This window comes from Prolixibacteraceae bacterium, assembly GCA_019856515.1.
Taxonomy (GTDB): Bacteria; Bacteroidota; Bacteroidia; order Bacteroidales; family Prolixibacteraceae; genus Halosquirtibacter; species Halosquirtibacter xylanolyticus.
Genome location: CP082230.1, coordinates 1,587,730 through 1,614,646 on the forward strand (window position 1 = coordinate 1,587,730; position 26,917 = coordinate 1,614,646).

Sequence of the window (26,917 nt, forward strand, 5' to 3'; positions counted from 1 at the left end):
ATATTCGTAACACCATATTAAAAATACAGTGAATCTGATTAGAAGTAGCATAGCAATTCCTTCGAATTATATATTAATTCCAATAATAATCAATACGAAACAAAATTACTTAACGTAAGGTTTAATTATATTGACCCAAGCCATATACCCATCTCCTAATAAATGAAGTCCATCATTCGAGTAGTCCTTCCTCATTTTACCACTTTCATTTACAAAAGCATCATGAATATTGATAAAAGTATAAGAGGCTTTAGAGGCCGATTCCTTTAATCTTTTATTTATCCAAAGCACCTTCTCATTCTTATTGGTATGTTTCTTAAATCGCCCATAACAGTCATTCACAGGCAATAGACTCTGAACAAACAATTTTGTCTTAGGCGAGTTCTGATGGATCTCTTGTACTATTTTCTGAATATTATTAAATACATATTCTTGAGACTTTCCTCTCGAAAGGTCATTAATTCCAATTAAGATAAAGACTTTCTTTGGTGAAGACTCATAAACCTCCGCTAACCTTAGAAGTACTCCATCCGTTACATCCCCACTAATCCCTCTATTTTTTATCTTTTTATTTTGGAATATTTCAGACCATTCACATCCATCAGTAATGCTATTACCTAGAAATATGATTTCATTCTTATCATTAGGTAATTTTTCAAACAAAGATTTTTTCTGATAATAATATGTAGAAAATTGTGCCTGTACAAGATGTGTAGACACTACTAATAAAAGAGTTAAGATTGTCGTTCTCATTCGTTATTGATTTGTGTTTATTTAATATAGAAACAAAAATAGCACACTAAATTAAACTTTTTGACACAAAATTAGGATATAAATATTGAATGATAAAAAACAAGGTCTTTTCCCAAAAAGAAAAGACCTTGTTTTAAGTAAAATTATATATTACGACTACTCGTTATCTGAAATAGTGACACGTTCACCATCCACATAATGTATAACAAACGCATCTTTAAAACCAACCTTTTTTATTAAGCGCTTACACGCACCAGCTTCTTGATAAGTATTGAATTTCGCTAATGTAAAGATCTTAGCTCCTTCTTTCTCATAAACCTCTAAGTCTGACTGTGCCTTAATTGGTATAATCTGTTTTAACTGCTTATAATAACCAATCTGGATGGCATAATATGTCCCTCCCATAACAGAAGAACCAACAATATCCTGATCAGCGGATTCCGCTGCCATATATACTGTATCATGCTGAACCACTTTTAAAGTATCAGCAACACCACCTGTAATAAAAGGTAATTTACCCTGTGATGCCATGTATGATCCACCTCCAATAGCAACTACAAAAACAATTATTAAGATAATCATCATATTTTGTAAACGACGATTTACTCCTTGTAATCTTTTTATCTCTTTCAGCGTTGCTTCTCTCCTCTTTTGCTCTAGATCTGCATTCGCATTTCCATTTATTGCATCCATACGATTGGTTTTAATATTGTAAAGTGTCTTGGTACACTTTTATTATATACCATATTTAACACGAAAATAATATAAAATGGTTAAAACACCTCATTATTTCAATGTTCAATATAATATTTTTTTTAATTACCTAACAAACATAAAGTGGAACAATTGATATGGATCAAGTTAAAACTTTTTATGACTTAAAGCTTAACAAGAACTCTAAACTGTGCTTATTGAACAGGTCTGCTTTCTCAATATTACAAACATGGCCACACTTAGGGATCTCTGTTATCTTAACAAATGGAAACAAATTCGCATATTCTCTTATATCATCAACAAATGCAAAATCCTGAGTACCAGTAATCATTAAAGTAGGGACCTTAAGTGGCACATCAAAAAGCTCATCCAATTTTGTCTTTAATCCAGAGATTAATGACAACCAAGATTTGAAAGCTTCCTCTTTCACTTTGGAAGCCTCTCGAATAAAGAGTTTTCTCGCAATCGCATGATTCTCTTTGGGCATTAAAATATGCGCCACCATTTGATATAATCGATGGTATGGCAACCATTTAGAAAAGAATAGTCCTGCCCTAAAAAGTATATGAGTACGAGTATTTAGCTTCATGACTCCACCTCCAATAATAATCGACTCAATCCTTTCAGGAGCCAATTGTTCTATCATACGAATAACAATTGATCCCATAGAGATCCCAATAAAATGGGCTGTTTCAATCTCAAGGTGATCCATTAAATCAAGAATATCACGTCCTACAATATCAAAAGACATATCATTTTCAGAAAGGAGTTCAATATCCTGTGATCCTCCATGATGTCTCATATCAGGCAATAGAAGATTAAAATGCTTCTTAAATGCAGCAATTTGTCGTGAGAAAGTTTTAGAACTTCCCCCTGCACCGTGAACAAAAACAATCCAGTTTTTATGTTCAGGTTGTGTATATGTAGTAAAGCTTAAAAGCTCATTATCATTTTGCTTCAACATAAATCAAAGAATCTAAGTTTGATAATTTGCTAAAGTATTCAAACCTTTAATGAAAAAAAAATCCCTTCGACCAATTACGTCATTAATTCAAACAACAACCCATTAATCACTACATACCAACATATTACAAACTACCAACACGGACCCATAGGACATTCATTTATACCATTTACCACACAAAAAGGGATACTTTAATTATCAAAACAGAGGTAGAAGCGAAGTTAAGAGAATAATTAGTCTTTTATTTACCGCTAAACCGATCTCTCATTGCCCGACATACTATGACAAGAAATTAAAATAGTAATTTCAAATAGTAGCCTTTCCAAATAGATTTGATTTAGCTGACGAAGCAAGCTTACATCGCTTTTTGTATTATTTAAGTTATATATAAAAAACTCATTATGAAATAATAACTATCCGATATGACCAATTCACCATCGATACGACTAGGAGAGGCAAAAAAGATTTACTATTTTTACGTAATTTGATTATCATTTAAAGCAGAAGATGACAGCGATTGAAGTTCGTAATAAAATAGAGAAGCTAAGAAGCGAAATACACCAGCACAATTATAATTACTATGTGTTGAATCAACCTATAGTTGATGATTATGATTTCGACATGCTTTTAAAGGAACTTGAAACTTTAGAAGCAAAACACCCAGAGTATAAAGATGCAAACTCTCCAACACAAAGAGTTGGAAGTGACCTCAACAAAGAGTTTACTCAAAAGCAGCATGAGTACCCTATGCTTTCTCTTTCCAATACATATAATTTTACTGAACTTTATGAGTTTGACCAAAGAGTAAAGAAAAACATTACTGAAGAGTTCATATATGAATGTGAACTCAAGTTTGATGGATCTTCAATAAGTCTTCTTTACGAAAATGGAAAACTTGTTCAAGCACTAACAAGAGGTAATGGAGAAGTTGGTGACGATGTGACAAATAATGCTCGTACCATTCGCACCATTCCTTTAGAACTTCAAGGAAATTATCCAGATCGCTTTGTCATCAGAGGAGAGATATTACTCCCATTTAAAACCTTTGACAGACTCAACACCACTCGGGTAGCAGAAGGTGAAACAAGGTTTGCAAATCCACGTAATGCAGCATCTGGGACATTAAAACTACAGAACTCATCTACCGTTGCGAAAAGAGGTCTTGATGCATATTTTTATGACATTCTTACTGAGGCCCCTTTGGTTGATGGCCACTATGAAACATTAGAACTTGCACGTAAGTGGGGATTCAAAATCTCCAAAGACAACCGTAAATGCAACAATATTGAAGAGGTAATTTCTTATCTAGAGAAGTGGAATACTGAAAGAGCTAATTTGGACGTAGCCACTGATGGCGTAGTGATAAAGGTCAACTCTAAAACACTACAAAATAAACTGGGCTTTACCGCTAAATCGCCAAGATGGGCCGTGGCATACAAGTTTAAAGCAGAAAAAGAGATAACCACACTACAATCAGTCTCTTTCCAAGTGGGGCGTACAGGAGCTGTAACTCCTGTTGCAAATTTAGAACCAGTAGCACTTGCAGGAACCATCGTTCAAAGAGCTTCTCTTCATAATGCAGACATCATTGCCAATTTAGATTTGCACTATCAAGACAAGGTATTTATTGAAAAAGGAGGCGAAATCATTCCTAAGATTGTCGGTATCGAAACATCTTTAAGAGCAGCGCAAGCGCTTCCCGTGATTTTCCCGACTCAGTGCCCTGAATGTCATACTCCATTAGAGAGAAACGAAGGAGAGGCAGCTTTCTACTGCCCTAATCATAAAGGGTGTCCTCCGCAAATTAAAGGAAAGATTGAACATTTTGTTTCTCGTAATGCAATGAATATTGAATGGTTAGGAAAAGAGACCATCCATCTATTATACGAACAAAAACTTCTTGACTCTATTGCAGACATATATAAACTAAAAGAACGAAGAGCTGCGATTGAGGGTTTAGAGACCATCAAAAGAGATGATGAAAAATATCCGCCACTACAGATCCCATATGAAAGAGTAATCTATGCATTCCAATTTGGAATACAGAATATCTCTCTCGCAAATGCCAAAGTAATCGCAAAAGCAATAAGCGACCTTAGTGGCATTCAAAGTCTATCGGAAGAGGCATTAACATCTCTTCCATTAACATTCAAAAAGGGTGAGACAGCGAAGCATCTATTCAGACAGATACAAACATACTTTAGAATTCCTATCCAAAAACAGATCTTTGAGACTATTTCTGTAGGAGACCTAAAAAATGGAAGCATCTCTTTACATGCAGTCATCAAGGCATTAAAAATACCTCAAATAACAGAACAAGACATTGCTGAGATAGTAGAACATGCTCCATTTATTGTTATGTTACCATCTATCTCATTGGACACATGGAAGAGTATTCTACCTGACCATAAAGCTTTGATTGTTTATAATTACATACATAATCTCAGAGTAGATAAAATCATCTCTAGATGTAACCAATTATCCAAGATCTCGTTAAAACAGAAATCGGTCGACAACCTACTAAATGCGATAGAGAAATCGAAGGACAATCAGTTTCATCAGCTATTGTTCGGATTAGGAATTCGATTTATTGGTGCAACTGCAGCTAAAACACTTGCCAAACATTTTGGATCTATTGATTCTCTTAAACAGGCATCTTTCCAAGACCTTATTGATGTCAATGACATTGGTGAAAAAATGGCAAACTCAATCAGGCGTTATTTTGAAGATGATGACAATCTTAAGTTAGTGCAGGAACTAACCAACTTAGGAGCACCTGTATCTTCAAATATTCCAACACCAGAGAACCATTCCAATGATTCGTACTCACCAACACTGGATGGAGTCACGTTTGTTATATCAGGAAACTTTGGAACGGCAACTAGAAGAAAAGAGCTAGGGAATATGGTAGAAGAATATGGAGGAAAATTGACCAGTTCTATCTCGAAAAAAACAAACTATCTTATAGCTGGAGAAAACATTGGACCATCAAAATTAGAAAAAGCCCAATCTCTGAACATCCCTATCATCAATGAAAATGATTTTATCAAGATGATTGAACAGAATTAACTCTCTCAGACCTTATGTTAAAAAACAAACTTGAAAAAATAGCATATCGTAGACTCTTTAAGCAGTTAAGCTTAAAGAGTCGTTCGGTAAACATATATAAGCTTGAAGAAGCAAAACACATCGGCATCATCTGGAATCAAAATGATGTTAATGCTGCGAACCAAATTCAAAAAATAATTCAACAGTTGAAAAGACCAAATTGCTTTATTCATACATACTCTTACACCAACAATCCCATAAATATTAATGGGAGTTCAGTGCAGAATGTTGTTGTCACCCCAAAACAGATTAAATGGACAGGTGCTCCAAAATCTAGCGAAGCAATTGAGTTTATCAATACATCTTTTGACGTCCTTATAGATCTATCCATTCAACACAACCTGCCAATAACATATGCTTTAGCAATGAATAACTCTAGATTCAAAATCACCTCAAACTGTCACCATTATGAAGTCGCAGATTTTTTCATTCAATCTCCTAATAAAGGTATTTTGGAAATCTTCACCTCTATGAAAGAATATATTGATAAATTTTAACTTTACTATACAAGAACACCCCCAGTGTAAATTACATTTTCTTTTTTTATTGCCCTGTTAAAAATAAATTCGTTTTTTAATAGGTCTAAAAAAATCAAATTATTACTTTTATACCATATTTGATAGATCAAATATGAGTGACACAGTTAATAATAATATGATCAAAATATAATTCATCGAACCCATGAACCATTTATTAAAAGGTGCAGGTGTTGCACTAGTAACTCCGTTTGATGAGGATGACCAAATATGCTACAGTTCCTTAGCAAAACTAATAACCTACCAAATTGAAAATGGTGCGGATTATCTTGTTGTTTTAGGAACCACAGCAGAAGCTGCCACCCTAACTCAAGAAGAACAAGATAGTGTATTGCAATTTGTCATTAAAGAAAATGATGGCAAGCTGCCCATTGTTGTTGGAATCGGAGGTAACAATACAAAGGTCGTATGTGATAAAATAAATAACTTTTCATTCGAAGGAGTAGACGCCATACTTTCTGTTACGCCATACTACAACAAACCAAATCAAGCAGGTCTTATTTCCCACTATAAAGCCATTGAAGAAGCTTCTCCTCTCCCAATTGTGATATACAATGTTCCTGGAAGAACTGGAGTAGATATGACTCCTGCAACCATCTTAGAACTTGCTCGCTATTCAAAGAAATTTATCGCCGTAAAAGATGGGTCTGGAAATATTTGCAAATGTATGCATATCACAAAAGAGGCGCCAAAACATTTTATCTATCTTTCTGGAGATGATAAAAACACACTACCTCTTATTTCTGTTGGTGCACAAGGAGTGATATCAGTATCCATGAATGCAACACCAAGACTTATGTCTAAGATTGTCCATTTGAGTATGGCAAATCAATATCCAAAAGCACTTCAACTACAACATCGACTGCTTCACTTTATGGAATACATATTTGAAGAAGGAAATCCAACAGGTGTAAAAGCAGCTTTAGCTTCTTTAGGGATTGTTGAAAATCACCTTCGTCTTCCTCTAATTCCTGCAAGCGAATACCTATTTGACAAAATTGAAACGGAATTAAATCACAATGATATAATCTAGCAAATGGTAAAGGATACCAAAGCTTACTTTTATGCTGACACACATTTAAGTTGTCGATAAAAGCAAGCTTTGGTATCATTAAAGACAACTACAATATTATTTAAGAGCTCTTTATGAAATTAGTGTCTTTACACAAAGCTTAGATTAATATTTAGGGTTCTATATTGCATCTGCTAGATATCACACATCAAAGCAGGTAGAGAGTCATAATGGACCTGGCAATATCTCCATCTATTCACAAAACATTAAGGCTCAAAGAGAAAACCACTTACCTATCAATACGAAAATGATTCCGCCATTTAAGATCAACATCTTCAAAAAAACCATCTCAAAAATAGTGGAGTACGATCTAAAAATGCAGTAACATATCGATATGAGGAAGCCCATCAAGCATATACACGTCCGATGATTTTTTGAAACCTAATGATTCATAAAATTTCAGCAAATACTCCTGTGCAGATATTTCAACAACCTTCACGCTCTTCTTTTGAAGAAAAGTTAAAGCCTCTTCCATCATCTTTCGTGCAACACCTTGCTTTCTTGCCATTACTGAGGTTGCCACACGTCCAATATGCCATATATCATTTTCACTAGCGAAGACTCTTAGAGTAGCATATACCCTCTCATCATTCGGCTCCTGTCCTAATAAATGAAAAGATCCACGATCTATTTCATCCATATCAAGATAGACACAATCTTGTTCTACAACAAATATTTCCTGACGTAGCTGGAATAAGGTAAACATCTCCTCAGAGGTTAACTCCTGAAGATTTTTCCATTGATAATTCAGTTTCATCATCACAGTATAATTTAAATAAAGTGATTAAAAATACCTTGAGACCTCACGCTTCAACACCTCTAACGTCATCTCAATAGGTTGATCATCCTCTAAGTCAGAATAGTTCTCGAATATCTCATTTCTCAAAGCCTCTGCTGGCATTTCTGGACTTAATTCTGAAGCAGATTGACTTATTAACATTGACATTCTCTCTTTAGATAGTCGAATATGTCCCCACAGTTCAGAAGAGACATACACTTGTTGTGATACATTATGATCCAACTCTTGCCTTAACATGATCAGCAGCTCTCTTTGATACTGATACACCGTTTTTCCTGTAGGAGGAATTCGCAAAACCAATGAATTAGGAGAAATACGCTCAAGAAAAAGAGCCAATCTTTCGTATGCCTGCAAACGGTATTTAGTCAAATTCTCACGATTCTTAAGCTTAAGTTCAAATTCCCTTGTTTCTCTCTCTTTCATGACAGTATTTTTCATACTGTAAATAGATACAAATGCAACGATTGCACAAGGTAGAGTCACAATTAAAATAAGCCATAAAATAGAGACCTCTGAAGCCATATAATAGTAATTTAATGATTTTTATCCACAATTAGTTCAAATCTATTGTTAAGATGTCGTTTAAAAATAGAGATCTTATGAATTTTTCTCACCTCTCCCCACTCTTTTTTTACTATCTTTCGCCACATATAGAATGAACAACGATATGATCGTTGTAAAATTCGCAAATATTTTCTGTGAACAATAGAATATGAAAAATGACAGCTGCAATGATAATAAAAAATAATACCATTACAGCATCTCATTTCTAATAAAACAATTGAAATAATAAATTACTAAGAGGTCTTGAATTATGAGTATTATTGCCGAGAGAATTAATCGACTTGCTATATCTCAGACATTAGCAATGGCTCAAAAGAGTAGAGAATTAAAAGCACAAGGTATTGATGTTATCAGCCTGAGTGTTGGGGAACCTGATTTTGATACGCCAGATTTTATTAAAGAAGCGGCAAAGAAAGCCATTGATGACAATTATTCACATTACTCTCCAGTAAATGGTTACTTGGAACTTCGTGAAGCGGTTGTAAACAAACTCAAAAGAGACAATAATCTGGATTATACTGCTGATCAGATTCTTGTTTCGAATGGTGCAAAACACTCTTTAGCTAATGTTATCATGGCTACAGTTCAAGAAGGTGACGAAGTGGTTATACCTGCACCTTATTGGGTTACGTATGTAGAGTTAGTTAAGCTTGCAGGAGGAACAAATGTAGTTATTCCTACCACTGTAGAGAATGATTTTAAAATTACTCCCGAACAATTAGAAGCTGCAATTACACCAAAGACTCGCGCTTTCCTTTTTAGTAGTCCAAGCAATCCAACAGGAAAACTGTATACTAAAGAGGAGTTAAAGGCATTTGCAGATATTTTTGTGAAATATCCTGACTTGGTGGTAATTTCTGATGAGATATACGAATATATCAACTACGAAGGAGCACACGAAACCATTGCACAATTTGATGAGATTAAGAACCAAACGGTTATTGTCAATGGAGTTTCAAAGGCTTACGCGATGACAGGATATCGCATCGGTTATATTGCAGGACCAACATGGCTTGTAAAAGCATGTAATAAACTACAAGGTCAATTTACCTCTGGACCAAATTCAGTAGCACAAATTGCTTCAGCAAGAGCTATCGAATCTGATAATAAAGAGGTATTCGAAATGGTTAAAGCTTTTGAAAAGCGTCGTGACTTGATGGTTTCATTAATGTCCGAAATTCCAAACCTTAAGATTTCTAAGCCAGATGGTGCTTTTTATGTATTCCCTAATGTAACAGCCTATTTTGGTACTCAAGTAGGGGATTATAAAATAGACACTGCATCTGACCTCTGTCTATACCTTCTTCAAGAAGCCAATGTGGCAATTGTAACTGGTGAAGCATTTGGAGATCCTAACTGTGTTCGACTATCCTATGCAGCATCAGAAGCAGAGCTTCGTGAAGCAGTACGAAGAATCAAAGAAGCAATGAGTAAACTAAAATAGTCCTTGCTTCAGTTTACAGATAGATTTAAGCCACTTTCATTACTCATTTGTAGTAGATGAAAGTGGCTTCTTTTTTGCACTTCAATAAAGAGTTAGGAAACAGTTCTTCTACAAGAGATAAAGAGAAGAAATCTAACTTCTAAAATCTCTTAATTTAGAGAAGATCAACCCATCCTATTCTTTAGGTATTCAGAAATAGAGAGATTAAAAAGCTCTATCGATAATGACCCCTTTACCCTTAATTTTCAAACGTTTTACCGTTTGAATCAGTGCTCTCATTTTATTTCGGGGAACAGCAACATAAGCTCTATAATCTTTGACCTGAATCATTCCTATTTCGCGCTTCTCTAACCCTCCTTTTTGACACAGAAATCCTACGATATCGATCTTATTGATCTTATTCTTTTTCCCCGCACCAATATATAATGTATCCCAATAAGGAGTCGCTATTTCTGGAAAGATCTGATCTAGGTCCCACTTCTGCCAATCAATTTCAGATAGTGCATCAGATAAAGTTTCATCCTCTTTTAAGACCACATATATATTTCCTTCTTTGTCTCCTCTAGAGGTACGTCCATTACGATGAACAGCAACATCAAGATCTCTTGGCATCTGGTAGTGAACGATATGCTGAACCTCCAGATGATCAATACCACGCGCAAGTAAGTCTGTCCCAAGAATAATTGATGACGTTCCATTTTCAAATTTAATCATGGCACGTTCTCGCTCATCCTGAGTCTTTTGACCATGAATAGACTCATGAACAATACCCAAATCATATAGTGCATCACTGATACGTTCTACGGCATCACGATGATTACAAAACACCATGGTTGATTCCGACCCTATTTGTTCTAATAGACGTACTAAGGCTGCTAACTTATCTGTTCCCTCTACATCAATACGATGAGCACGGAAAGTATTTGCTTTTACCTTCTCTGAAAGATCAATAACAGTACCATTCTTATCAATGCCTTCAGGATAGTTCATCTCAGGCAATTGAGTTGCAGAAGTTAGGATAGCACCTTTTAAACGATCAACTTGACGAAAAATAAAATCAATATCCTTTTTGTAACCAAACTGTAGAATTTTATCGTATTCGTCTAAAACAACATGAGACAATTTCGAAAGATCGATATTACCTCTACGTATATGGTCAGCCAACCTTCCAGGAGTTGCAATAAGCAAAGAAGGTGTTCTTTCTAATGAACGTTCTTCAGATGCAATACTATGACCACCATAAGCACAATAAGCACGAAAAGGAAGTTGTAGTTTAGCCACCACTTTTTCAATCTGAAGAGCAAGCTCTCTTGTAGGAACCAATACTAACATTTGTAGCACTCCATCAATAGGCTTTGTTTTTTCAAACATCACACGTAAAAACGCAATCGTTTTTCCAGAACCTGTTGGAGCAACCAGATAGAGAGTATCATCACTCTTTGATGCTTCAAAAATACGGTCCTGTACTTCGTTATATCGTTCAAACGACATTTTCTCTAGAATATACTTAGAGATATCTTTCATCTATATTTTCTGTTTTATTGAATACTAAATTATATCTAATATGGTAATCTCACGACCTTGAAACATGACACAATCACCAACTTTGGTACCAAGCATCGCTTTTCCAATAGGTGAAGTAATTGACAAGGCATAAAAGTCATCTTTACCCAAAGTAATTTTACCTAAGGGCAATGAAAAGAAGTAGACACCTTGTTTGGTTTTTACCAACGAACCTAACGATGTTACATCTTTAATACCGCTATCAAGAGAAGATATGAATGTCATATTCTTAAGGTATTGTGCACATTGTAATTCTAGTCGATTAAGGTCCTTTGCAACCCGTTCTCTACTAGATTCATACTTATCTCCCGCACTACTCTTAGTATCATCAATCAATGAGTCTTTAAGGTCACTAATCTGCTTACGACACGACACAATCTGTTCTCTCACTTTTTGTTCAATCAATTTTAAACATTGATTTTTAATGGATTGGTCTACTTTCATCTATTCTGGTATTTTGATGCAAAGATAGATAACTCTTTGTGAATCTCCTCTTATTGTCATTTTTCTTCATGAGTACCAAAAAAAAGACACTTCGATGTTATTTCGATACTGAAAAGGTTTATCCGAAAAAAGTACACATTCATACACTCATAGTATATCTAACCGTTTATTATCCTATCATTGCCGTAAATGAACCAATAGGCATTCAGATTATGACAGGTCCATATAATTAGGATAAAGTCTACCTATTTGAATAATCACGAATACGGGGATTCCCCTATATTAATTACAATACACTATGAATTTAAAGCATTGTTTTATTCTACTCATCGCATCGATAATGTCTTTGCCATTAATGGCTCAAAAAACAGCATCTGTTGGATTTGAAGATGGACTAAGCCATCTTACAATCGAAAAGCGTAGAGGAGATGTAAGTATCACAAATGAACAATCACTTAAAGGTAATAATAGCTTAAAATGGGATTGGAACACTAGTGCCTATCTTTCATTTAAAAGAGATATTGGTTATAAACCCCTTTCAAAAGATGCAACCAATAAACACCTTGACACTTTTTCTTTTTGGATCTATAATACCAATAGTTGCAAAGACTCTTTAAAGATCGAATTTCGCGAAAATGGTAAAGTGAAATCATTCTTTTATTACCATCTAAATTTCACGGGGTGGAGAACTGCTTGGGTAACCTTTGACAGAGACATGCAAGGAACACCTACGACGAAGATGAATGAGCTCCGATTTATTGCTCCGAAATCTATTACAAAAGGCACTTTCTATATCGATGAAATCATTACAGCAACTCCAATTGATCCCCGTCACCAAATTGCAGATCACCAAGTACCTTTCGTAAATACCAATGCAATAATATCGGCGAATAAACACTGGATGGGGTTAGAGTATTTCGATCAGATGTTAAACAACCACCCTATTAATGCCATGCAAAGTGTCTCATCAGAGCAAACTGCTGCTATTACTAAAATAGAGAGCAGGGTGACAGACATGTTTCTTGAGTATGCCAAAAGTAAAAAGGATATATCAAAATGGATTAACGAGCTTAAACAAGCTTATGACATAGATAACAAAAAAGGGAACTTCGTATATTTTGCCTCTTACCCTGCCCTTTATAGCTCGGAAAAGAAACCAACCAAACACCTCGAATTTGGCCTTAATCTAAAGAGTTATACAGGTGACCTTTTGAAAATTGCACAACAATACCATCTCTCTAACAATAGTTCGGATAAAGCAGCATTAAAGCAATTATTCATATCGATGGTTAAAAACATGCGCAAGTATGGATGGGCTGATGGTAGTGGACTTGGAACACTTCACCACTTAGGTTATAGCTTTAGAGACTACTACCCTGCAATGTTCTTAATGAGAAGCCCACTTGAAGAAGAAGGGTTAAGAAAGTCTGTTACCAAAGACATGATGTGGTTTTCAGGTTTTGGTAAGATCAAGGAGCCAAAAGACAGGTATATTGGAATCAACGTAGATATGTTGAATACAACTCTTATGGGTAATCTTTCCGCTTGTCTTATGCCTAAAAGCAAAGGAGAAAAAGCGGCAAACCTAGATGCACTAAAAAGCTGGTTGGTCTATGGTGTAGATTATGTACCAGGACTATTAGCCCCATTCAAACCCGATGGTTCATTCTTTCACCACTACAATCACTATCCGCTATATGCTAAAGATGCATTGGACGGATCAACACCTGTGTTCTATGCCATTTCGGGCACAATATTTGGCCTTCCAAAACACAATACATCTGTTGTAAAAGGTGCATTGATGAAAATGAGATTATACTCTCACAATACAATTCTTCCGATCTCCATGGCGGGGAGACATCCGTATGGCGACAGAAAGATTAGTCCAAGCCCATACTACTATATGGCAAAAGCTGGAATGGGTGGTGATGACACGCAAATAGATAAAGAGTTGGCTTCCATCTATCTTTCTCTTGCCATTAAGGATAACCAAGAAAATAGAGCGCATAAGAAAGAGATCGAGGCATTGGGAATTCTCCCAGAGACCAACCCTCAAGGAAACTGGAGCATGAATTACGCGAGTTTCAATATGCATAGACAGAAGGATTGGCTATTCTCTGTTAAGGGTTTCAATGCTTACCTTTGGGGATCTGAAATCTACGTTAAAGCCAATGCATATGGTCGATACGTAAGCTATGGACACTACCAATTACAACGTTTTATCGACGGAAAAGAGAAGACTGGATTTAGTATGGAAGGATATGATTGGAATAGATATCCTGGAGTAACCTCCATTCATCTACCAATTGACACTCTTGCAGGAAATGTTGTTCAGGTGGACCACTTAAGTGGTTATGAAGAGTTACTTATTTCTGATGAAAAATTTGGTGCTTCTATTTCGATGGATGGGCAAGGTATTTATTCAATGAAGTTACATGAACATGACAAATACCATGGTTCACATAGAGCTACAAAGAGTTATTTCATGTTCAAGGATTATATTATAATGCTCGGTTCTGATATCCAAAACAATGTTACGAACTACCCTACCGAGACAACAATTTTTCAAAATAGCATCAAAGCTGGCAATACGAAAGTCTCTCTTAATGGGAAAGCAATCAAAAATAGAGGTATCATTCAAAACAATGATACACAAGCTTTGATTATCGATAATATGTCTAATGGTTGGTATATTCCTAAAAATGGAAAGGAAGTAGAAGTGGCATACCAACATCAACACTCTAAAGATCCAAGAAATAAAAAACCAAATGAAGGGACTTTCTATAGTGCTTGGATCAACCACGGTGTAGCCCCTAAGAATGCATCATATGAATATGCTCTTCTTATTGGATCTACTCAAAGAGCTTTAAAGACATTTGCAAGTGAGCAAAATAGTTACCAACATTATATGGTCGTTCAGAATGATGATGAAGCTCATATTGTTGTAGACAAAGAATCTAACACATGGGGATATGCTATCTTCAAGCAAAACACAACGTGCCCTTTCTCAGGACCACTGCTTCATACCAATGTTCCAGCATTAGCCATGGTTAAAGCTTCTCCCAAAGAGTTAGAGATTGAAGTGACAAACCCAGATCTCAACCTATATCAAGGTGACGATTTTGATCAATACAACGAAGATGGAACACGACATGAGGTTAGTATCTACTCTCGTTTATGGGCAAAATCAGAAAGTGCTCCTGTAAACATAACAATATCAATAAAAGGTGCTTACAAAGCAAAAAAGGAAAAACATATCATACATCAGTTAATTGCAAATGGTAATACGGAAGTGACAATCCAAATTAAACATAGCATGTCAAAGCATATTCATTTGACAAAGGTACAGTAGGATTAAATAACTCAATTAAGTATCTAATTTTATGCCCTATCCCAATTCATTCACTGGATGAACAGGATAGGGCTCTTCTTTATATTCGTTTTCAGAAAGTCTAGACCACTACAAAAACATCTGTTGGCTAACTGTATTACGCTCTAAACCAAACCCAAAGATTAAAGCATAAGCTTTACTGTTTGGTAGGTTAAAAAACCACATGCAATAAGCTTCAATAACATTCCAGCCATCAATCCCAGAAAAGATCCTACTCCTGCTTTTGATGCATTGTTGCTATTTTGTCCGGCTATCTTTTCCCCAATAAAAGCTCCCAAGAACGGTCCTACGACTAAGCCTATAGGGAAGAAACTAAGACCAACAAATAGTCCTATGACACTCCCCCACATTCCATATTTGGTACCACCATATTTTTTAGTTCCCCAAGCAGGCAAAAGGTTATCAACTACAGTAATCGCAATCATTATCACACTCCAAAATGCAATAACATACCATTCCGGAGTCACGGTATCGGGAATAAACAGAACTAAGCAGTACCCGATTAATGTTAAAGGAGGGCCTGGAATCATAGGTATGACACAACCAATTATTCCCGCGAGAAGAAAAATTACAGATAAGGTTATTAAAATATATTCCATCATTTAATATTTTAGTCATTTATCATTTAAGATGAGCATAAAATCCGCCCAATGGATTTAAATAAAAACGAATAATAATAAAAAATATTCGAAGTTTAAATAAAGAACGTATATTTGGGATCACTTTTTCTTAAATAATTATGATTAGGAAGCTTCTACTTTTACTCTTCATTACGACTATTCATGTTACCCTGTATGGCCAAAAAATTGGATGGCATCAGACAGGAGAAGCATCATACTATGGAAAAAAATTTCATGGAAAACACACAGCAAATGGCGAAAGATTTTCGATGTGGAAATATACTGCAGCCCACAAAAAACTACCATTTAATACCGTTGTTCGAGTAGATAGTGACATATCAAAACAGAGCGTGGTGGTACGAATCAATGATAGAGGACCATATGCTCATGGTAGGATCATCGATTTATCTAAAATGGCAGCTTCCAAAATAGATATGTTAGCTGGTGGACACCATAAGGTAACCATAACTATTGTTCCTCCATCAACTCCATTAGGACCAACAAGTCATAAAACAACGAGAACCAGCAGTCCAAATATTCCAAAAGCAATTACACCTAAAAAGGTAAATAAGAATATATTTAAAGTCAATTGTAGTGTTGAACATATTACCAAAGTGTATTATGGAGTTCAAATATGTGGTTTCGAAAACATCACGAACATGCTTCCTTTTATCGAGAAGGCAAAAAAAGAGTCTCAGCAGATATATGTTGACACCACGCTTCGTGATGGAAAAACATTCTATCGAATATGTCTAGGTAAGTTTAATAGTCGTTATGAAGCGGAAAAACTAAAAAATAAAGTTCGACGCAAATACAAAGGTTGTTTTGTCATTAACTATTCCAATTAACAGACACATTGTCATCTTTTAGGATAAGCCAACACGACAATTATGATATTAACATCATGCTAAGCTAATTTGGAATGATTTTTGACCTACTTAAGTCAAAATATTTTTAAATTGAGAATCACATCTTCCTAATAGTAATAAGAGAAGCATGATTCAATATAAACCTTCGCATATGACAACAAATAAATTTGAACTGATCCGATTATATTTACTAGAAGAGGGATACTTTATAATGGAAGAGGATAAAGAAGCCTCTATGTATATAGTTGAGAAACCTCTAGCTGGCATCACTAATTTGGTGATAGATTGTGAAGACCCTATCTTGGTGATGGAGATGCCATTATTTGAATTTAAAAATCCCACGATGGAAGCATATCAAAAGCTTCTAATGAAGAATAGGGAAATTGTCCATGGAGCCTTTACACTAGACGAGACAGGCAAAAGGGTTTTATTCTGTGACACATTACAGTTAGAGCATTTAGATCAAAATGAATTTGTCGGCTCTTTGAATTCACTTGAATTACTTCTTGGTGAGTTTGGCGAGGAATTAATTGAACTATCAAAACTTTAAATAATTATGGGAATATTCCAAAGACTTTTCAAAGTGGGAGAGGCCAATGCCAATTCCGCAATAGATAAATTAGAGAATCCTGTGAAGATGACTGAGCAGGGTATTAGAGACCTAAAAAAAGACCTATCTTCTTGCATGGAGTCTTTAGCCGAAATTAAAGCCTTACGTATAAGATCATATTCTGAAAAAGAGCAGTTCTCTCACAAAGCGCAGAACTATGAATCAAAAGCGATTCAATTGCTACAAAAAGCAGAACGAGGTGAGATTGAAGCAACTGAGGCTGATCGATTAGCTGGAGAGGCTTTAAAACGTAAAGGTGAAGCCACACAAGAGGTAAGTCGTTTAGCAACAGAGGTGACTAATTTTGATCAACAACTAGACAAACTAGGTGTTCAAGTTAAAAACCTACAAACAACGATTTCTAAATATGAAAATGAACTTCGTACGTTAAAAGCAAGAGCTCGCGTTTCAAAAGCTACAGAAAAGATCAATAAATCAATATCACGTGTAGGGAGTGACAATACGATCTCTATGCTGGAGAAGATGAAAGATAAAGTAGCACAACAAGAGGCATTAGCACAAGCTTATGGTGAGATGAATGAGCAACCAAAGAGCGTTGATCATGAAATTGATGCGGTACTATCTCAAGGAACATCTACCGAGACATCGAGTGAACTTGAAGCACTAAAAATGAAATTAAAGAAGTAGTGACGATATTTTACGCTACACGGTGAGGAAGACTCCAAACGGTGTAGCGTTTTGTCATTTAATAATATCATGACTTATGGGAATATTGGATTTCTTAAGAGGGAAAAAAGCCCCATCATATGATCCTACAAATATCAAAATTACAGATCTTGACGAAGGGTTTGTCTTTGACTATGACTTACAGAGTTGGACTGTAAAGAGAAAAAGCACTTATGATTGGGGAGATAATTTCTTCTCATATGAGTATCAAATTTTCAATGGAACCAAGACCATGTCTCTTAGTGTGGAAGAGGAGGATGAAATAACAGTTGAAATTTCAACTCCCATTTCAATTACAAAAGTAGATGATACTTTGCCTCAATACATCAATACCCACGAAAAAGCTCCTTATAGTATACAGTTTGAACAAAAAGAATATCGTTTGGTATCAGAATCCCCAGGATACTTTCAAAAGGATAGTAATAGTGAGTGGGAGGAGTTAATTACCTGGAGATATGAATCGAGAGATTCAAACAAACTTATCGATATCGATCAATGGGATGACATGGAGTTTGAAGCAAGCATAAGCTACTCTATTAAACCCTATGAAATAAGTAACATTCTACCTAGATAACTAATCTTTACTTACATCATGACAAAATCAACCAGAGACCTTGTCTTGACATTTATTGCCTTTATATTATTAATTGGGTTGGCCTCTAAATGCTCAAGCTCATCAGACAGCGATAGTTCATATCAATATGAAAAAACGCCTGTAGACAAGCTTATTGTCAAATTAAACAATGTACAAAACTACTCCATTATCCTTTATGATATGGATGCCCAAGAAGGCATCACCAGTGATACTTATATGCACAGGTATCAAATCATAAAAACGATTAATGATGACATCTCAATTGACTCAACAGATTGGCAAAACGTAAGTCAAGAATTCTTCATGGACAATGAGAAGAATTTAGGGATGGAGATTGTTTCGAAGAAAGATGGAGTTATATCTAAAAAGGTCTCACCTGCGGGGTATAATAACTATGTTGGAAATGAAAAATACGGAAATTGGGTCAAGCGTGACAATGGAAGTAGTTTTTGGGAATTCTATGGTAAATATGCTATGCTTCGCTCCGCGTTCCATATGTTTAGCCCTATCCCATATAACTCTTGGTACAATTATGACCACAACTATAGACGATATGGAAGAAGCTATTATGGTGCAGGAAACTACACTTATGGGACCTATGGTAACAGATCTTCAAATTCAAACAAGAAATGGAATCAGACGAAAAGCTCTAGTTTTAAGAACAGAGTAAATAGCCGTGTAAGTAGAAGTTCAAGTAGTTCAAGAACAAACCGCTCTTCAAGTCGCTACAGATCGAGTAGTTCATTCAGATCTCGCGGTGGAGGATTTGGTAAATAGTTGTTTTTCTCTCAAAACTTAATCATCATGAATAGTATTTTTCAAGAAATAAGTATTAGTACACTACTTTACACCTTAGGAACAATTCTACTAACTTTCCTAATTCTCTTCTTAGGCAAAGCTGTATACCGTTTACTTCATCCTTCGATACCAGTAGACCATACACTCGTCAAAGAAGATAATGTCGCTTTTGCCTATAGCCATACGGGGTACCTATTAGGACTACTTTTAGCTGTCAGTGCAACAATAAAAGGAAGTAGTTATGGCATTCTATCTGACACTTTAGACATTATTATATATGGAGCTGTCTCTATTCTCTTAATTAATCTTGCAGGATGGGTACAAGACAGATGGATCTTTTCGAAGTTCTCTATCAAAGATGAAATACTTCGTGACAGAAATACTGGTGCAGGTGTCCTTCAAGGAGCCAGTTATGTCGCTGCAGGATTAATATTAATGGGGGCCATATCAGGAGATGATTCGCTACCATTCTTATATAAATATATGGACTTGGATATAGCTGGACGTTCACCATGGTGGGCCCTTGGCAATACCATTATTTTCTGGGCAATTGGTCAAATCATTCTGCTCCTTGCAGTTAAATTCTACAACGCGATCACCCCATACAATATACATAAAGAGATCGAAAAAGATAATGTCGCTGTAGGTATAGGTACATCAGGAGCATTCATAGCTATTGGAATTCTTATATCTAATGGTATCTCTGGTGAATTTATTAGTTGGAGTGATACTGGGTATAGCCTCTTGCTTGAAGTGGTTATAGGGCTAATTCTTCTACCATTAAGCAGGTTTGTTTGTGATAAACTTCTTCTTCCAGGAGAAGATCTTACACATGAAATGGTAGAACAAGAAACTGCTAATATCGGTGCAGGAACAATTGAAGCGTTCTCATACATCGCATCTGCACTATTAATTGTTTGGCTACTATAAGTAGCTATCACACGTATTATCGTATTAAATTATGCGCTGGAATAAATCCACCGGACTGAAAGTCGCTGTATTCGCTACAGGGCTTTCAGGTATTGTTGCAGAGTACATCTTGTCAACTCTTGCAACTTATTTTTTAGGAGACTCAGTTTTTCAATGGACCATGATTGTTTCTATTATGATGTTCTCTATGGGAATAGGAAGTCGTATTAGTAAACTTATTAAACAAAATCTATTACGAAACTTTCTGTTTATTGAGTTTGCACTTTCGGTAGCAGTCTCCTTCTCTTCTATGCTAGTATACACAATAGCATCATTTTCAGAAGTTGTAGGGGTATTAATTTACGCCATGTGCATCTTAGTTGGGCTTTTCATCGGGATGGAGATTCCGTTGGTCATTCGGATCAACGATACCTATGAATCATTAAAAACCAATGTCTCTTCAGTAATGGAGAATGATTACTATGGAAGTCTCGCAGGAGGAGTATTCTTTGCATTTATTGGATTACCTATTTTAGGTTTAACTTATACTCCATTTATCCTAGGGATTGTCAATTTTGCAGTAGCGATACTTGTATTCTTCATGATACGTAAAGAGTGTGAAATAAAAGAGCAACGACTAATCTCAGTTATAGCATCTTTTATCGCTGTAATTATTGTCGTAGGAATCTCATTCGCTCAACCTATAATGCTCTATGGAGAGCAAAGAAGATATAAAGACAAAGTCATCTACGAGGAGCAAAGTAAATATCAAAAAATTGTGATTACACAATGGAAAGATGATTTTTGGTTATTCATCAATGGCAATGAACAATTAAGTAGCGTAGATGAAGAAATGTATCACGAAACACTTGTTCATCCAGCAATGAAATTGGCACAACATCCTCAAGATATTCTTATATTAGGTGGTGGAGATGGGTGTGCATTAAGAGAAGTGTGGAAATACCCAACAGTAAAACGTGTAGACATGGTTGATTTAGACCCATCCATGACAAAGCTTGGTAAGGATCATCCTATTTTAACGAAGATGAACCAAAACTCGATGCAAGATACTCGGTTATCCATACACAATAAAGATGGATACACCTTTCTTTCCGATAGCAAAACATTCTATGATGTCATAATTATCGATCTCCCAGACCCAAAGACAGTGGAGTTAGGCAGACTGTATTCTTATGAATTCTATCAGATGTGTTTAAGGCATCTCCGCAAAAATGGCACCATTATTACCCAAGCAGGTAGCCCATATTATGCGACAGATGCATTTTGGTGTATTGACAAGACATTTAAAGCATGTGGATTAGAGACACTACCACTTCATAACCATCTAATTACGCTTGGTGAATGGGGATGGATATTAGGGATGAGAAAAGATGAAGTATCGATTAAAAGTAAAGCGAAGCAGATTCAATTTGACAATATTCAAACACAATGGATAAACAAAGATGCAATGCTACACATATCGACCTTTGGAAAGGTATTCTTTTCAAAAGACACCACTCATATTCAAGTTAACAAAATTGATAACCCAACTTTATATCGCCTTTACTTAAAAGGAAATTGGGACCTATATTAGAACAATATGACGAAAGTTGCACATAAAACAGTCGATGCTAAGATATTTAAGTATTCTGGTTGGATAGAAGATATTTCGCCATCCAACTTAAAGAAGGACTTTCATGAACTCTTAGTACAAAGTCATTTTATGATATTATCATTCTCTGAACACTTTTTCGAAAAAGAAGGATACAGCTGTGTTTGGCTTCTTGGAGAAAGCCATCTAGCACTTCACACTTTCCCCAACAAGAACAGATGCTATATGGAACTGAGTAGCTGTAACAAAGAGAAGATGGAAGAGTTTAAGAAACTACTATTGGTTCATAATGAGATTAAAGTAGTACTGGAAGAGGAGTCTGCAAGCTTTATTTAAAATAGAAGCCACAACCTCAAATCTAATTCAATTAAGTCTTGAAATGAGCTATTAATACTTGCGAATATATCTTGTTTAAACAAGCTCAAGAACAAAAGTAAGACTTACACACCTCTGTTTTTAACAGATAGAAACTAGCACCTTTTCAACCTTTGATGGATTGTTCTATCAAAGGTTGAAGAGGCTATTCACCGATCCCCAACCGCCATATCTCTATAAACAAACGGGATATCTTCATAAAAGATCAGTCAATATATTAGAGAAGCTTGCAAATACATTGCTTTACCTATTATAAGATACTTAATAAACAAAGGAGATCATTATACTTCATAATGAAAGATCACTATTTTCTCTATCACTCTAGATCTATTTAAGTAGCAACAAAAAAAATATTCAATAGGTATTTACCCTTGTGCAACCAAAAATAAACCATCTTTTTACCCCTACTTTAATACGGACTCAAATCGGTCTTAATACGGTTAGAATACGGTGCTGGTTCATACTTAGTTCATAGTTCCTTCGAAGTTCACTCATTAATCTGGCCTTTTTTGTGAAGCAACTCGAGATGAGATTCAAGTTAACCATGTAAAATCACCGTATTGGAACCGTTTCCAATACGTTTTGATCCCCTCTTTGGTGGCTGTATAATTGCTACAAAATAACGGTATGGCAGCTATGAAACCTCTACATGAGAGATACAAAATAACTATATAAAAACTATGAGATCACGGTATGAGAGATGCAGAATAACGGTATGGCAGCTATGTGATCATGGTATTAGAGCTAGTAGATCAATAGAGATCGTATTACAATCATTCGTATACTACTAGAGGAGTGTGGGATGAAGTTCAAGTATACTTAGTTTATGTTTGGCATATCAACCATCAAAGATTGGAACGAACCATTATTTGAGCATATCATTCAGATGGATATTCGACAATAAAAAATGTGACTAACAATTCAGAATCATTAGTCACATTCTCTATTAAGTTCTATTCGCTACAATTGGAGCTATTTTTAAGAGCACAACCATCGCAGGAGTCACAAGCACTCTGCTTTTGATCTTTCTTTTTCATTGCAAATCGTTTTATATTTCTATAAGACTTCTTGATAAAATAGAATAAAGCGACAGCAATAATGAGCACTGTAATAACTGTTTGTGTCATAATAACCAGTTAAATAAATGTTTAACTATATATGCCATAATCCATGCTAAACCAGTAGTGTAAAACATAACAAAGGCTGCCCATTGCCAACCTCCAGCTTCTCTTTTGATTGTAGCCACAACAGCAATACACGGAAAATAGATCAGTACAAACACAAGAAATGCCAAAGCTGTTGACAGAGACAACACTTTCTCCCCTTTGTGTTTACCATAAGTATGAACTTCATTCTTCAACTTCTCTTGTAAGATCACACCCCCCTCTTGTCCTTCAGTATTTGTTTGATATAGTACTCCCATGGTACTAACAACAATCTCTTTTGCAGTTATACCTGCAAGCAAACTCACACTCATTTTCCAATCGAAACCAAGTGGAGCTAAAGCTGGTTGGACATTTTTACCTATATGACCAAGATAAGAATCCTCCAGCCTCACATTATCTTTATGAAGCTGTAGTTCGTTAATTTCAGCATCAATATGTTTTGCATCATCAACATGAGCCTTTTGTGCCTCTAATTGAGTTATCTGTTGATCAATAACTCTTGTTTGTTCTGACTCTCTTGGAAAATATTCCAACATCCATATCAGTACCACACCAATAAGTATTGGACCCCCTATTTTCTTTAGATAACTGCTTCCTTTATCCCACATATGCAATAATGTGTTTTTTAATAGAGGAGTACGATATGGAGGAAGTTCAAGAATAAAAGGAGAATTCTCCTGTTCGAACATCACTCTATTGAGCAATTTGGCCATTACACCAGCCACAAAAATACCTGTTAAGTATAGACCAAGTAATATTAGTGCCGGGTGTTTTGGGAAGAAAGCTGTAATAAAGACAATGTATACTGGCAGTCGTGCACTACATGACATGAAAGGAATAATCATCATTGTCAATAGGCGATCGGCTCTATTCTTAATTGTTCTTGTTGCCATAATCGCAGGAACATTACATCCAAATCCCATTAACATTGGAATAAAGGACTGACCATGTAAACCTACTTTCTTCATTATTTTATCCATGATAAAAGCAGCTCTTGCCATATAACCGGTATCTTCCATTAAAGAGGTAAAGAAGAACAGAATTAGGATGTTAGGCAGAAATACGATAACACTTCCTACTCCACTAATGATACCGTTTACAAACAAATCTTTTAGCATGCCATCATTCATATTACTGCTGAGAACTTGACCAAGATATGACATCCCTTGGTCTATCCAATCAGCAGGATAAGCACCTAAAGTAAATGTAGCATAGAAGGTAATGAACATGAAAAGGATAAATATCGGGAATCCCCATATCTTATGTGTCAATACTCTATCTATTTCAATAGATCGCTTTCTACTTTTTGCACTCTGATCGCTACTAGGAGTATAACATTCATTCAACAAGTCACGAATAAAATGGTAACGCGTTTGAGTGATAACAGAATCGCACACATCTTGATATGTATCTTCAATGTATTTTATCTGCAATTCCAACTCCTTCTTCACTTCAGTTGGGTACATTTCAAGCTTCTTCAGCGCTTCAGGGTCTCTTTCTAGGAGTTTTAAGATAAAGAATCTTGTATTGATGGCCTCATTAAGCTTGCATGGATATCGATCAAATAAAGTTCCTATTTTATCTATCGAATATTCTATTTTTGAACGATGTTTTACACTTTGTGAAACAGATTTATTTTCTCCTGCTTCATAGACAGAAACAATTTTGTCTAAAATATCTTTGTTTCCTTTACGTTTAATCGCAGTGGTTGGAATGCTTTCAATCTTTGTAATATGATCAAATTTCTCCACATCAAGCTTATCTCCAGACTTCTCTAGTTCATCATACATATTGAAAGCAATTATCAATTGCTTTCCCATATCCATTAACTGAGTCGTTAGAAGTAAGTTACGTTCGAGGTTCGTTGAATCGATAATATTCAGTAATATATCAGGTTGTTTCTCTAATATATAATCCCGAGCATACACCTCTTCAGGAGTAAAAGTTGTAAAAGAATATATTCCTGGAAGATCTATAAAATGAAGCAGGTAACCATTCCATTTTATTGTTGCTTTCTTCGAGTCAACAGTTACACCACTGTAATTACCGACATGTTCTTTAGAACCTGAGAGATTATTAAAGAGTGAGGTTTTTCCACAATTGGGATTACCTACCATTGCAATATGAATCTCCTTTTTGGTGCGATCTTTAACAGCAGGCATAACAATGGGATCAACCATCTCTGAACGGGTAGTTTCTGATAACAACTTCGCATTTTCAGAACCATCAAGATCAACTTCAATCAAAGAAGCCTCACTTTTACGTAAAGAGATATTGTAGCCTAAAATTTGATATTCTACAGGGTCTTTTAATGGTGCATTTTTTACTACCAAAACCTTCTGCCCACGAATGAATCCCATCTCATGGATTCTCTTCCTAAAAGAGTCCTCCCCGTTTATCTTTCTAATTACAACCTGTTGGTTGGTCTTTGCTTCTGATAGTAGCATATGGTAAATCGTCGTGTAATAACAATTAATAAGAGCAATTAGTCTTAATTAAATTAAATAAGAATTGCACAATCGGTTTGCAAATATAACATATAAATCTTGACGTTGTTTTCTAAATAGAGGCCCGTCCATCAAAAAAAAGGTTTCTTTATCGAAAATTATCACACATTAGAGTAGTTTTGTAAGAACAAAAAGGGCTATTAATAAGTTAATCACTATTGCAAGATATGGAAAGAGAAATGAACCATACAGTAAATGTTGCTGTACAAGTTTTACCAAGAAGTAAAGATGTAGATACATACGATTTAGTGGACGAAGCAATAAGTATTATCGATCAATCAGGAATCAAGTATCGTGTCACTCCATTTGAAACGGTTATGGAAGGAGACTATGATCAAATCATGGAAATTGTCAAAAAAATTCAATTAGCATGCTACAAAGCAGGAGCAGAAACAGCCATGACATACGTAAAAATACAAACAAGTAGCCTCTCTCCAGTAAGGATTGATGATAAAATGAAAAAATATGACTAATTTTAATGTTTTGACTTAGCGATAGTTGGCATTATACGGGGCAAAAAAGACAAAAAAAGTTGTCGAAAAATTGTTTTGTTTGACGAAAAGATATTATGTTTGCACCGCAATTAGCGAAAAGGACGAGTAGCATAACTGGATAGTGCACCTGACTACGGATCAGGAGGTTGGGGGTTCGAATCCCTCCTTGTTCACCATTAACACTAAATGTAAAAGTTTGGTGAGTTGAAAATACATTTCGGACGAGTAGCATAACTGGATAGTGCACCTGACTACGGATCAGGAGGTTGGGGGTTCGAATCCCTCCTTGTTCACCATTAAAACTAAGTGTGAAAGCTTGGTGA

General features: G+C 35.6%; 24 protein-coding genes and 2 tRNA genes. 16 read left to right on the forward strand and 10 right to left on the reverse strand.

The window, feature by feature from the left end; translation table 11 throughout:
- Positions 1-105: 105 nt before the first annotated feature.
- The 3 genes from K5X82_05415 to K5X82_05425 all read right to left on the reverse strand — a co-directional run bounded on the left by K5X82_05415 (position 106) and on the right by K5X82_05425 (position 2,431).
- Positions 106-753: a sialate O-acetylesterase gene (locus tag K5X82_05415; GenBank protein ID QZT38343.1), complete on the reverse strand. Its 648-nt coding sequence runs from the start codon at positions 751-753 to the stop codon at positions 106-108.
- Between the two features lie 156 nt (positions 754-909).
- Entirely contained in the window at positions 910-1,446 is a 537-nt protein-coding gene (locus tag K5X82_05420) for a hypothetical protein (GenBank protein QZT38344.1), read from the reverse strand.
- Positions 1,447-1,624: 178 nt separating this feature from the next.
- Positions 1,625-2,431, reverse strand: coding sequence for an alpha/beta hydrolase (locus K5X82_05425; protein QZT38345.1), 807 nt, complete (start codon positions 2,429-2,431; stop codon positions 1,625-1,627).
- A 507-nt stretch (positions 2,432-2,938) separates the two neighbouring features.
- Between K5X82_05425 and ligA the strand changes: the two genes are divergently transcribed.
- From ligA to dapA, 3 genes are all read left to right on the forward strand, one after another.
- On the forward strand, positions 2,939-5,500 hold the full coding sequence (gene ligA, locus K5X82_05430) for an NAD-dependent DNA ligase LigA (GenBank protein QZT38346.1): 2,562 nt from the start codon (positions 2,939-2,941) through the stop codon (positions 5,498-5,500).
- 14 nt (positions 5,501-5,514) lie between these two features.
- Positions 5,515-6,036 (forward strand): hypothetical protein, encoded by a 522-nt coding sequence (locus tag K5X82_05435; GenBank protein QZT38347.1) that lies wholly within the window; start codon positions 5,515-5,517, stop codon positions 6,034-6,036.
- Positions 6,037-6,220: 184 nt separating this feature from the next.
- A complete protein-coding gene (gene dapA / locus K5X82_05440; GenBank protein QZT38348.1) occupies positions 6,221-7,108 on the forward strand; it encodes a 4-hydroxy-tetrahydrodipicolinate synthase in 888 nt (295 codons plus the stop codon).
- 349 nt (positions 7,109-7,457) lie between these two features.
- Here the strand turns inward: dapA and K5X82_05445 are convergent, their stop codons facing one another.
- Both K5X82_05445 and K5X82_05450 read right to left on the reverse strand, forming a co-directional pair.
- Entirely contained in the window at positions 7,458-7,907 is a 450-nt protein-coding gene (locus tag K5X82_05445) for a GNAT family N-acetyltransferase (GenBank protein ID QZT38349.1), read from the reverse strand.
- Between the two features lie 24 nt (positions 7,908-7,931).
- Positions 7,932-8,384 (reverse strand): hypothetical protein, encoded by a 453-nt coding sequence (locus K5X82_05450; GenBank protein ID QZT38350.1) that lies wholly within the window; start codon positions 8,382-8,384, stop codon positions 7,932-7,934.
- A 430-nt stretch (positions 8,385-8,814) separates the two neighbouring features.
- On the opposite strand from K5X82_05450, the gene K5X82_05455 reads away from it, so the two are divergent.
- On the forward strand, positions 8,815-9,954 hold the full coding sequence (locus K5X82_05455) for a pyridoxal phosphate-dependent aminotransferase (protein QZT39086.1): 1,140 nt from the start codon (positions 8,815-8,817) through the stop codon (positions 9,952-9,954).
- Positions 9,955-10,158: 204 nt separating this feature from the next.
- Here the strand turns inward: K5X82_05455 and K5X82_05460 are convergent, their stop codons facing one another.
- Together K5X82_05460 and K5X82_05465 are read right to left on the reverse strand one after the other, a co-directional pair.
- On the reverse strand, positions 10,159-11,478 hold the full coding sequence (locus tag K5X82_05460; GenBank protein QZT38351.1) for a DEAD/DEAH box helicase: 1,320 nt from the start codon (positions 11,476-11,478) through the stop codon (positions 10,159-10,161).
- Between the two features lie 24 nt (positions 11,479-11,502).
- Positions 11,503-11,961 carry a GreA/GreB family elongation factor gene (locus K5X82_05465; GenBank protein QZT38352.1) on the reverse strand — a complete coding sequence of 153 codons (459 nt, stop codon included), beginning with the start codon at positions 11,959-11,961 and terminating at the stop codon, positions 11,503-11,505.
- A gap of 298 nt (positions 11,962-12,259) precedes the next feature.
- On the opposite strand from K5X82_05465, the gene K5X82_05470 reads away from it, so the two are divergent.
- Positions 12,260-15,313, forward strand: coding sequence for a hypothetical protein (locus K5X82_05470; protein ID QZT38353.1), 3,054 nt, complete (start codon positions 12,260-12,262; stop codon positions 15,311-15,313).
- 161 nt (positions 15,314-15,474) lie between these two features.
- On the opposite strand, the gene K5X82_05475 is transcribed toward K5X82_05470, so the two are convergent.
- A complete protein-coding gene (locus tag K5X82_05475; GenBank protein QZT38354.1) occupies positions 15,475-15,882 on the reverse strand; it encodes a DUF456 domain-containing protein in 408 nt (135 codons plus the stop codon).
- A 209-nt stretch (positions 15,883-16,091) separates the two neighbouring features.
- Here K5X82_05475 and K5X82_05480 point away from each other — a divergent pair, with 209 nt between their 5' ends.
- The 8 genes from K5X82_05480 (at position 16,092) to K5X82_05515 (ending at position 22,388) form a co-directional block, all read left to right on the forward strand.
- Positions 16,092-16,820, forward strand: a complete 729-nt coding sequence (locus tag K5X82_05480; GenBank protein QZT38355.1) for a septal ring lytic transglycosylase RlpA family protein — start codon at positions 16,092-16,094, stop codon at positions 16,818-16,820.
- A gap of 172 nt (positions 16,821-16,992) precedes the next feature.
- Positions 16,993-17,391, forward strand: coding sequence for a YbjN domain-containing protein (locus K5X82_05485; GenBank protein QZT38356.1), 399 nt, complete (start codon positions 16,993-16,995; stop codon positions 17,389-17,391).
- Between the two features lie 6 nt (positions 17,392-17,397).
- Positions 17,398-18,099, forward strand: coding sequence for a PspA/IM30 family protein (locus tag K5X82_05490; protein QZT38357.1), 702 nt, complete (start codon positions 17,398-17,400; stop codon positions 18,097-18,099).
- 76 nt (positions 18,100-18,175) lie between these two features.
- On the forward strand, positions 18,176-18,712 hold the full coding sequence (locus K5X82_05495; protein ID QZT38358.1) for a DUF4178 domain-containing protein: 537 nt from the start codon (positions 18,176-18,178) through the stop codon (positions 18,710-18,712).
- Positions 18,713-18,730: 18 nt separating this feature from the next.
- The gene (locus K5X82_05500) at positions 18,731-19,510 is read left to right on the forward strand and encodes a hypothetical protein (protein ID QZT38359.1); all 780 of its coding nucleotides are present in this window, start codon (positions 18,731-18,733) and stop codon (positions 19,508-19,510) included.
- Positions 19,511-19,537: 27 nt separating this feature from the next.
- Positions 19,538-20,461: a DUF350 domain-containing protein gene (locus K5X82_05505; GenBank protein QZT38360.1), complete on the forward strand. Its 924-nt coding sequence runs from the start codon at positions 19,538-19,540 to the stop codon at positions 20,459-20,461.
- Between the two features lie 31 nt (positions 20,462-20,492).
- The gene (locus K5X82_05510) at positions 20,493-22,034 is read left to right on the forward strand and encodes a polyamine aminopropyltransferase (GenBank protein ID QZT38361.1); all 1,542 of its coding nucleotides are present in this window, start codon (positions 20,493-20,495) and stop codon (positions 22,032-22,034) included.
- A 6-nt stretch (positions 22,035-22,040) separates the two neighbouring features.
- The gene (locus K5X82_05515; GenBank protein QZT38362.1) at positions 22,041-22,388 is read left to right on the forward strand and encodes an S-adenosylmethionine decarboxylase; all 348 of its coding nucleotides are present in this window, start codon (positions 22,041-22,043) and stop codon (positions 22,386-22,388) included.
- A gap of 992 nt (positions 22,389-23,380) precedes the next feature.
- Here the strand turns inward: K5X82_05515 and K5X82_05520 are convergent.
- Together K5X82_05520 and feoB are read right to left on the reverse strand one after the other, a co-directional pair.
- A complete protein-coding gene (locus K5X82_05520) occupies positions 23,381-23,554 on the reverse strand; it encodes a hypothetical protein (protein ID QZT38363.1) in 174 nt (57 codons plus the stop codon).
- Positions 23,551-26,040 (reverse strand): ferrous iron transport protein B, encoded by a 2,490-nt coding sequence (gene feoB / locus K5X82_05525; GenBank protein ID QZT38364.1) that lies wholly within the window; start codon positions 26,038-26,040, stop codon positions 23,551-23,553. Before feoB ends, K5X82_05520 begins: the two co-directional genes overlap by 4 nt.
- A 239-nt stretch (positions 26,041-26,279) precedes the next feature.
- Between feoB and K5X82_05530 the strand changes: the two genes are divergently transcribed.
- The 3 genes from K5X82_05530 (at position 26,280) to K5X82_05540 (ending at position 26,890) form a co-directional block, all read left to right on the forward strand.
- Positions 26,280-26,573: a thiamine-binding protein gene (locus K5X82_05530; GenBank protein ID QZT38365.1), complete on the forward strand. Its 294-nt coding sequence runs from the start codon at positions 26,280-26,282 to the stop codon at positions 26,571-26,573.
- Positions 26,574-26,693: 120 nt separating this feature from the next.
- A tRNA-Arg gene (locus tag K5X82_05535) sits at positions 26,694-26,770 on the forward strand.
- Between the two features lie 43 nt (positions 26,771-26,813).
- Positions 26,814-26,890: transfer RNA gene (locus tag K5X82_05540), tRNA-Arg, on the forward strand.
- Positions 26,891-26,917: the final 27 nt, after the last annotated feature.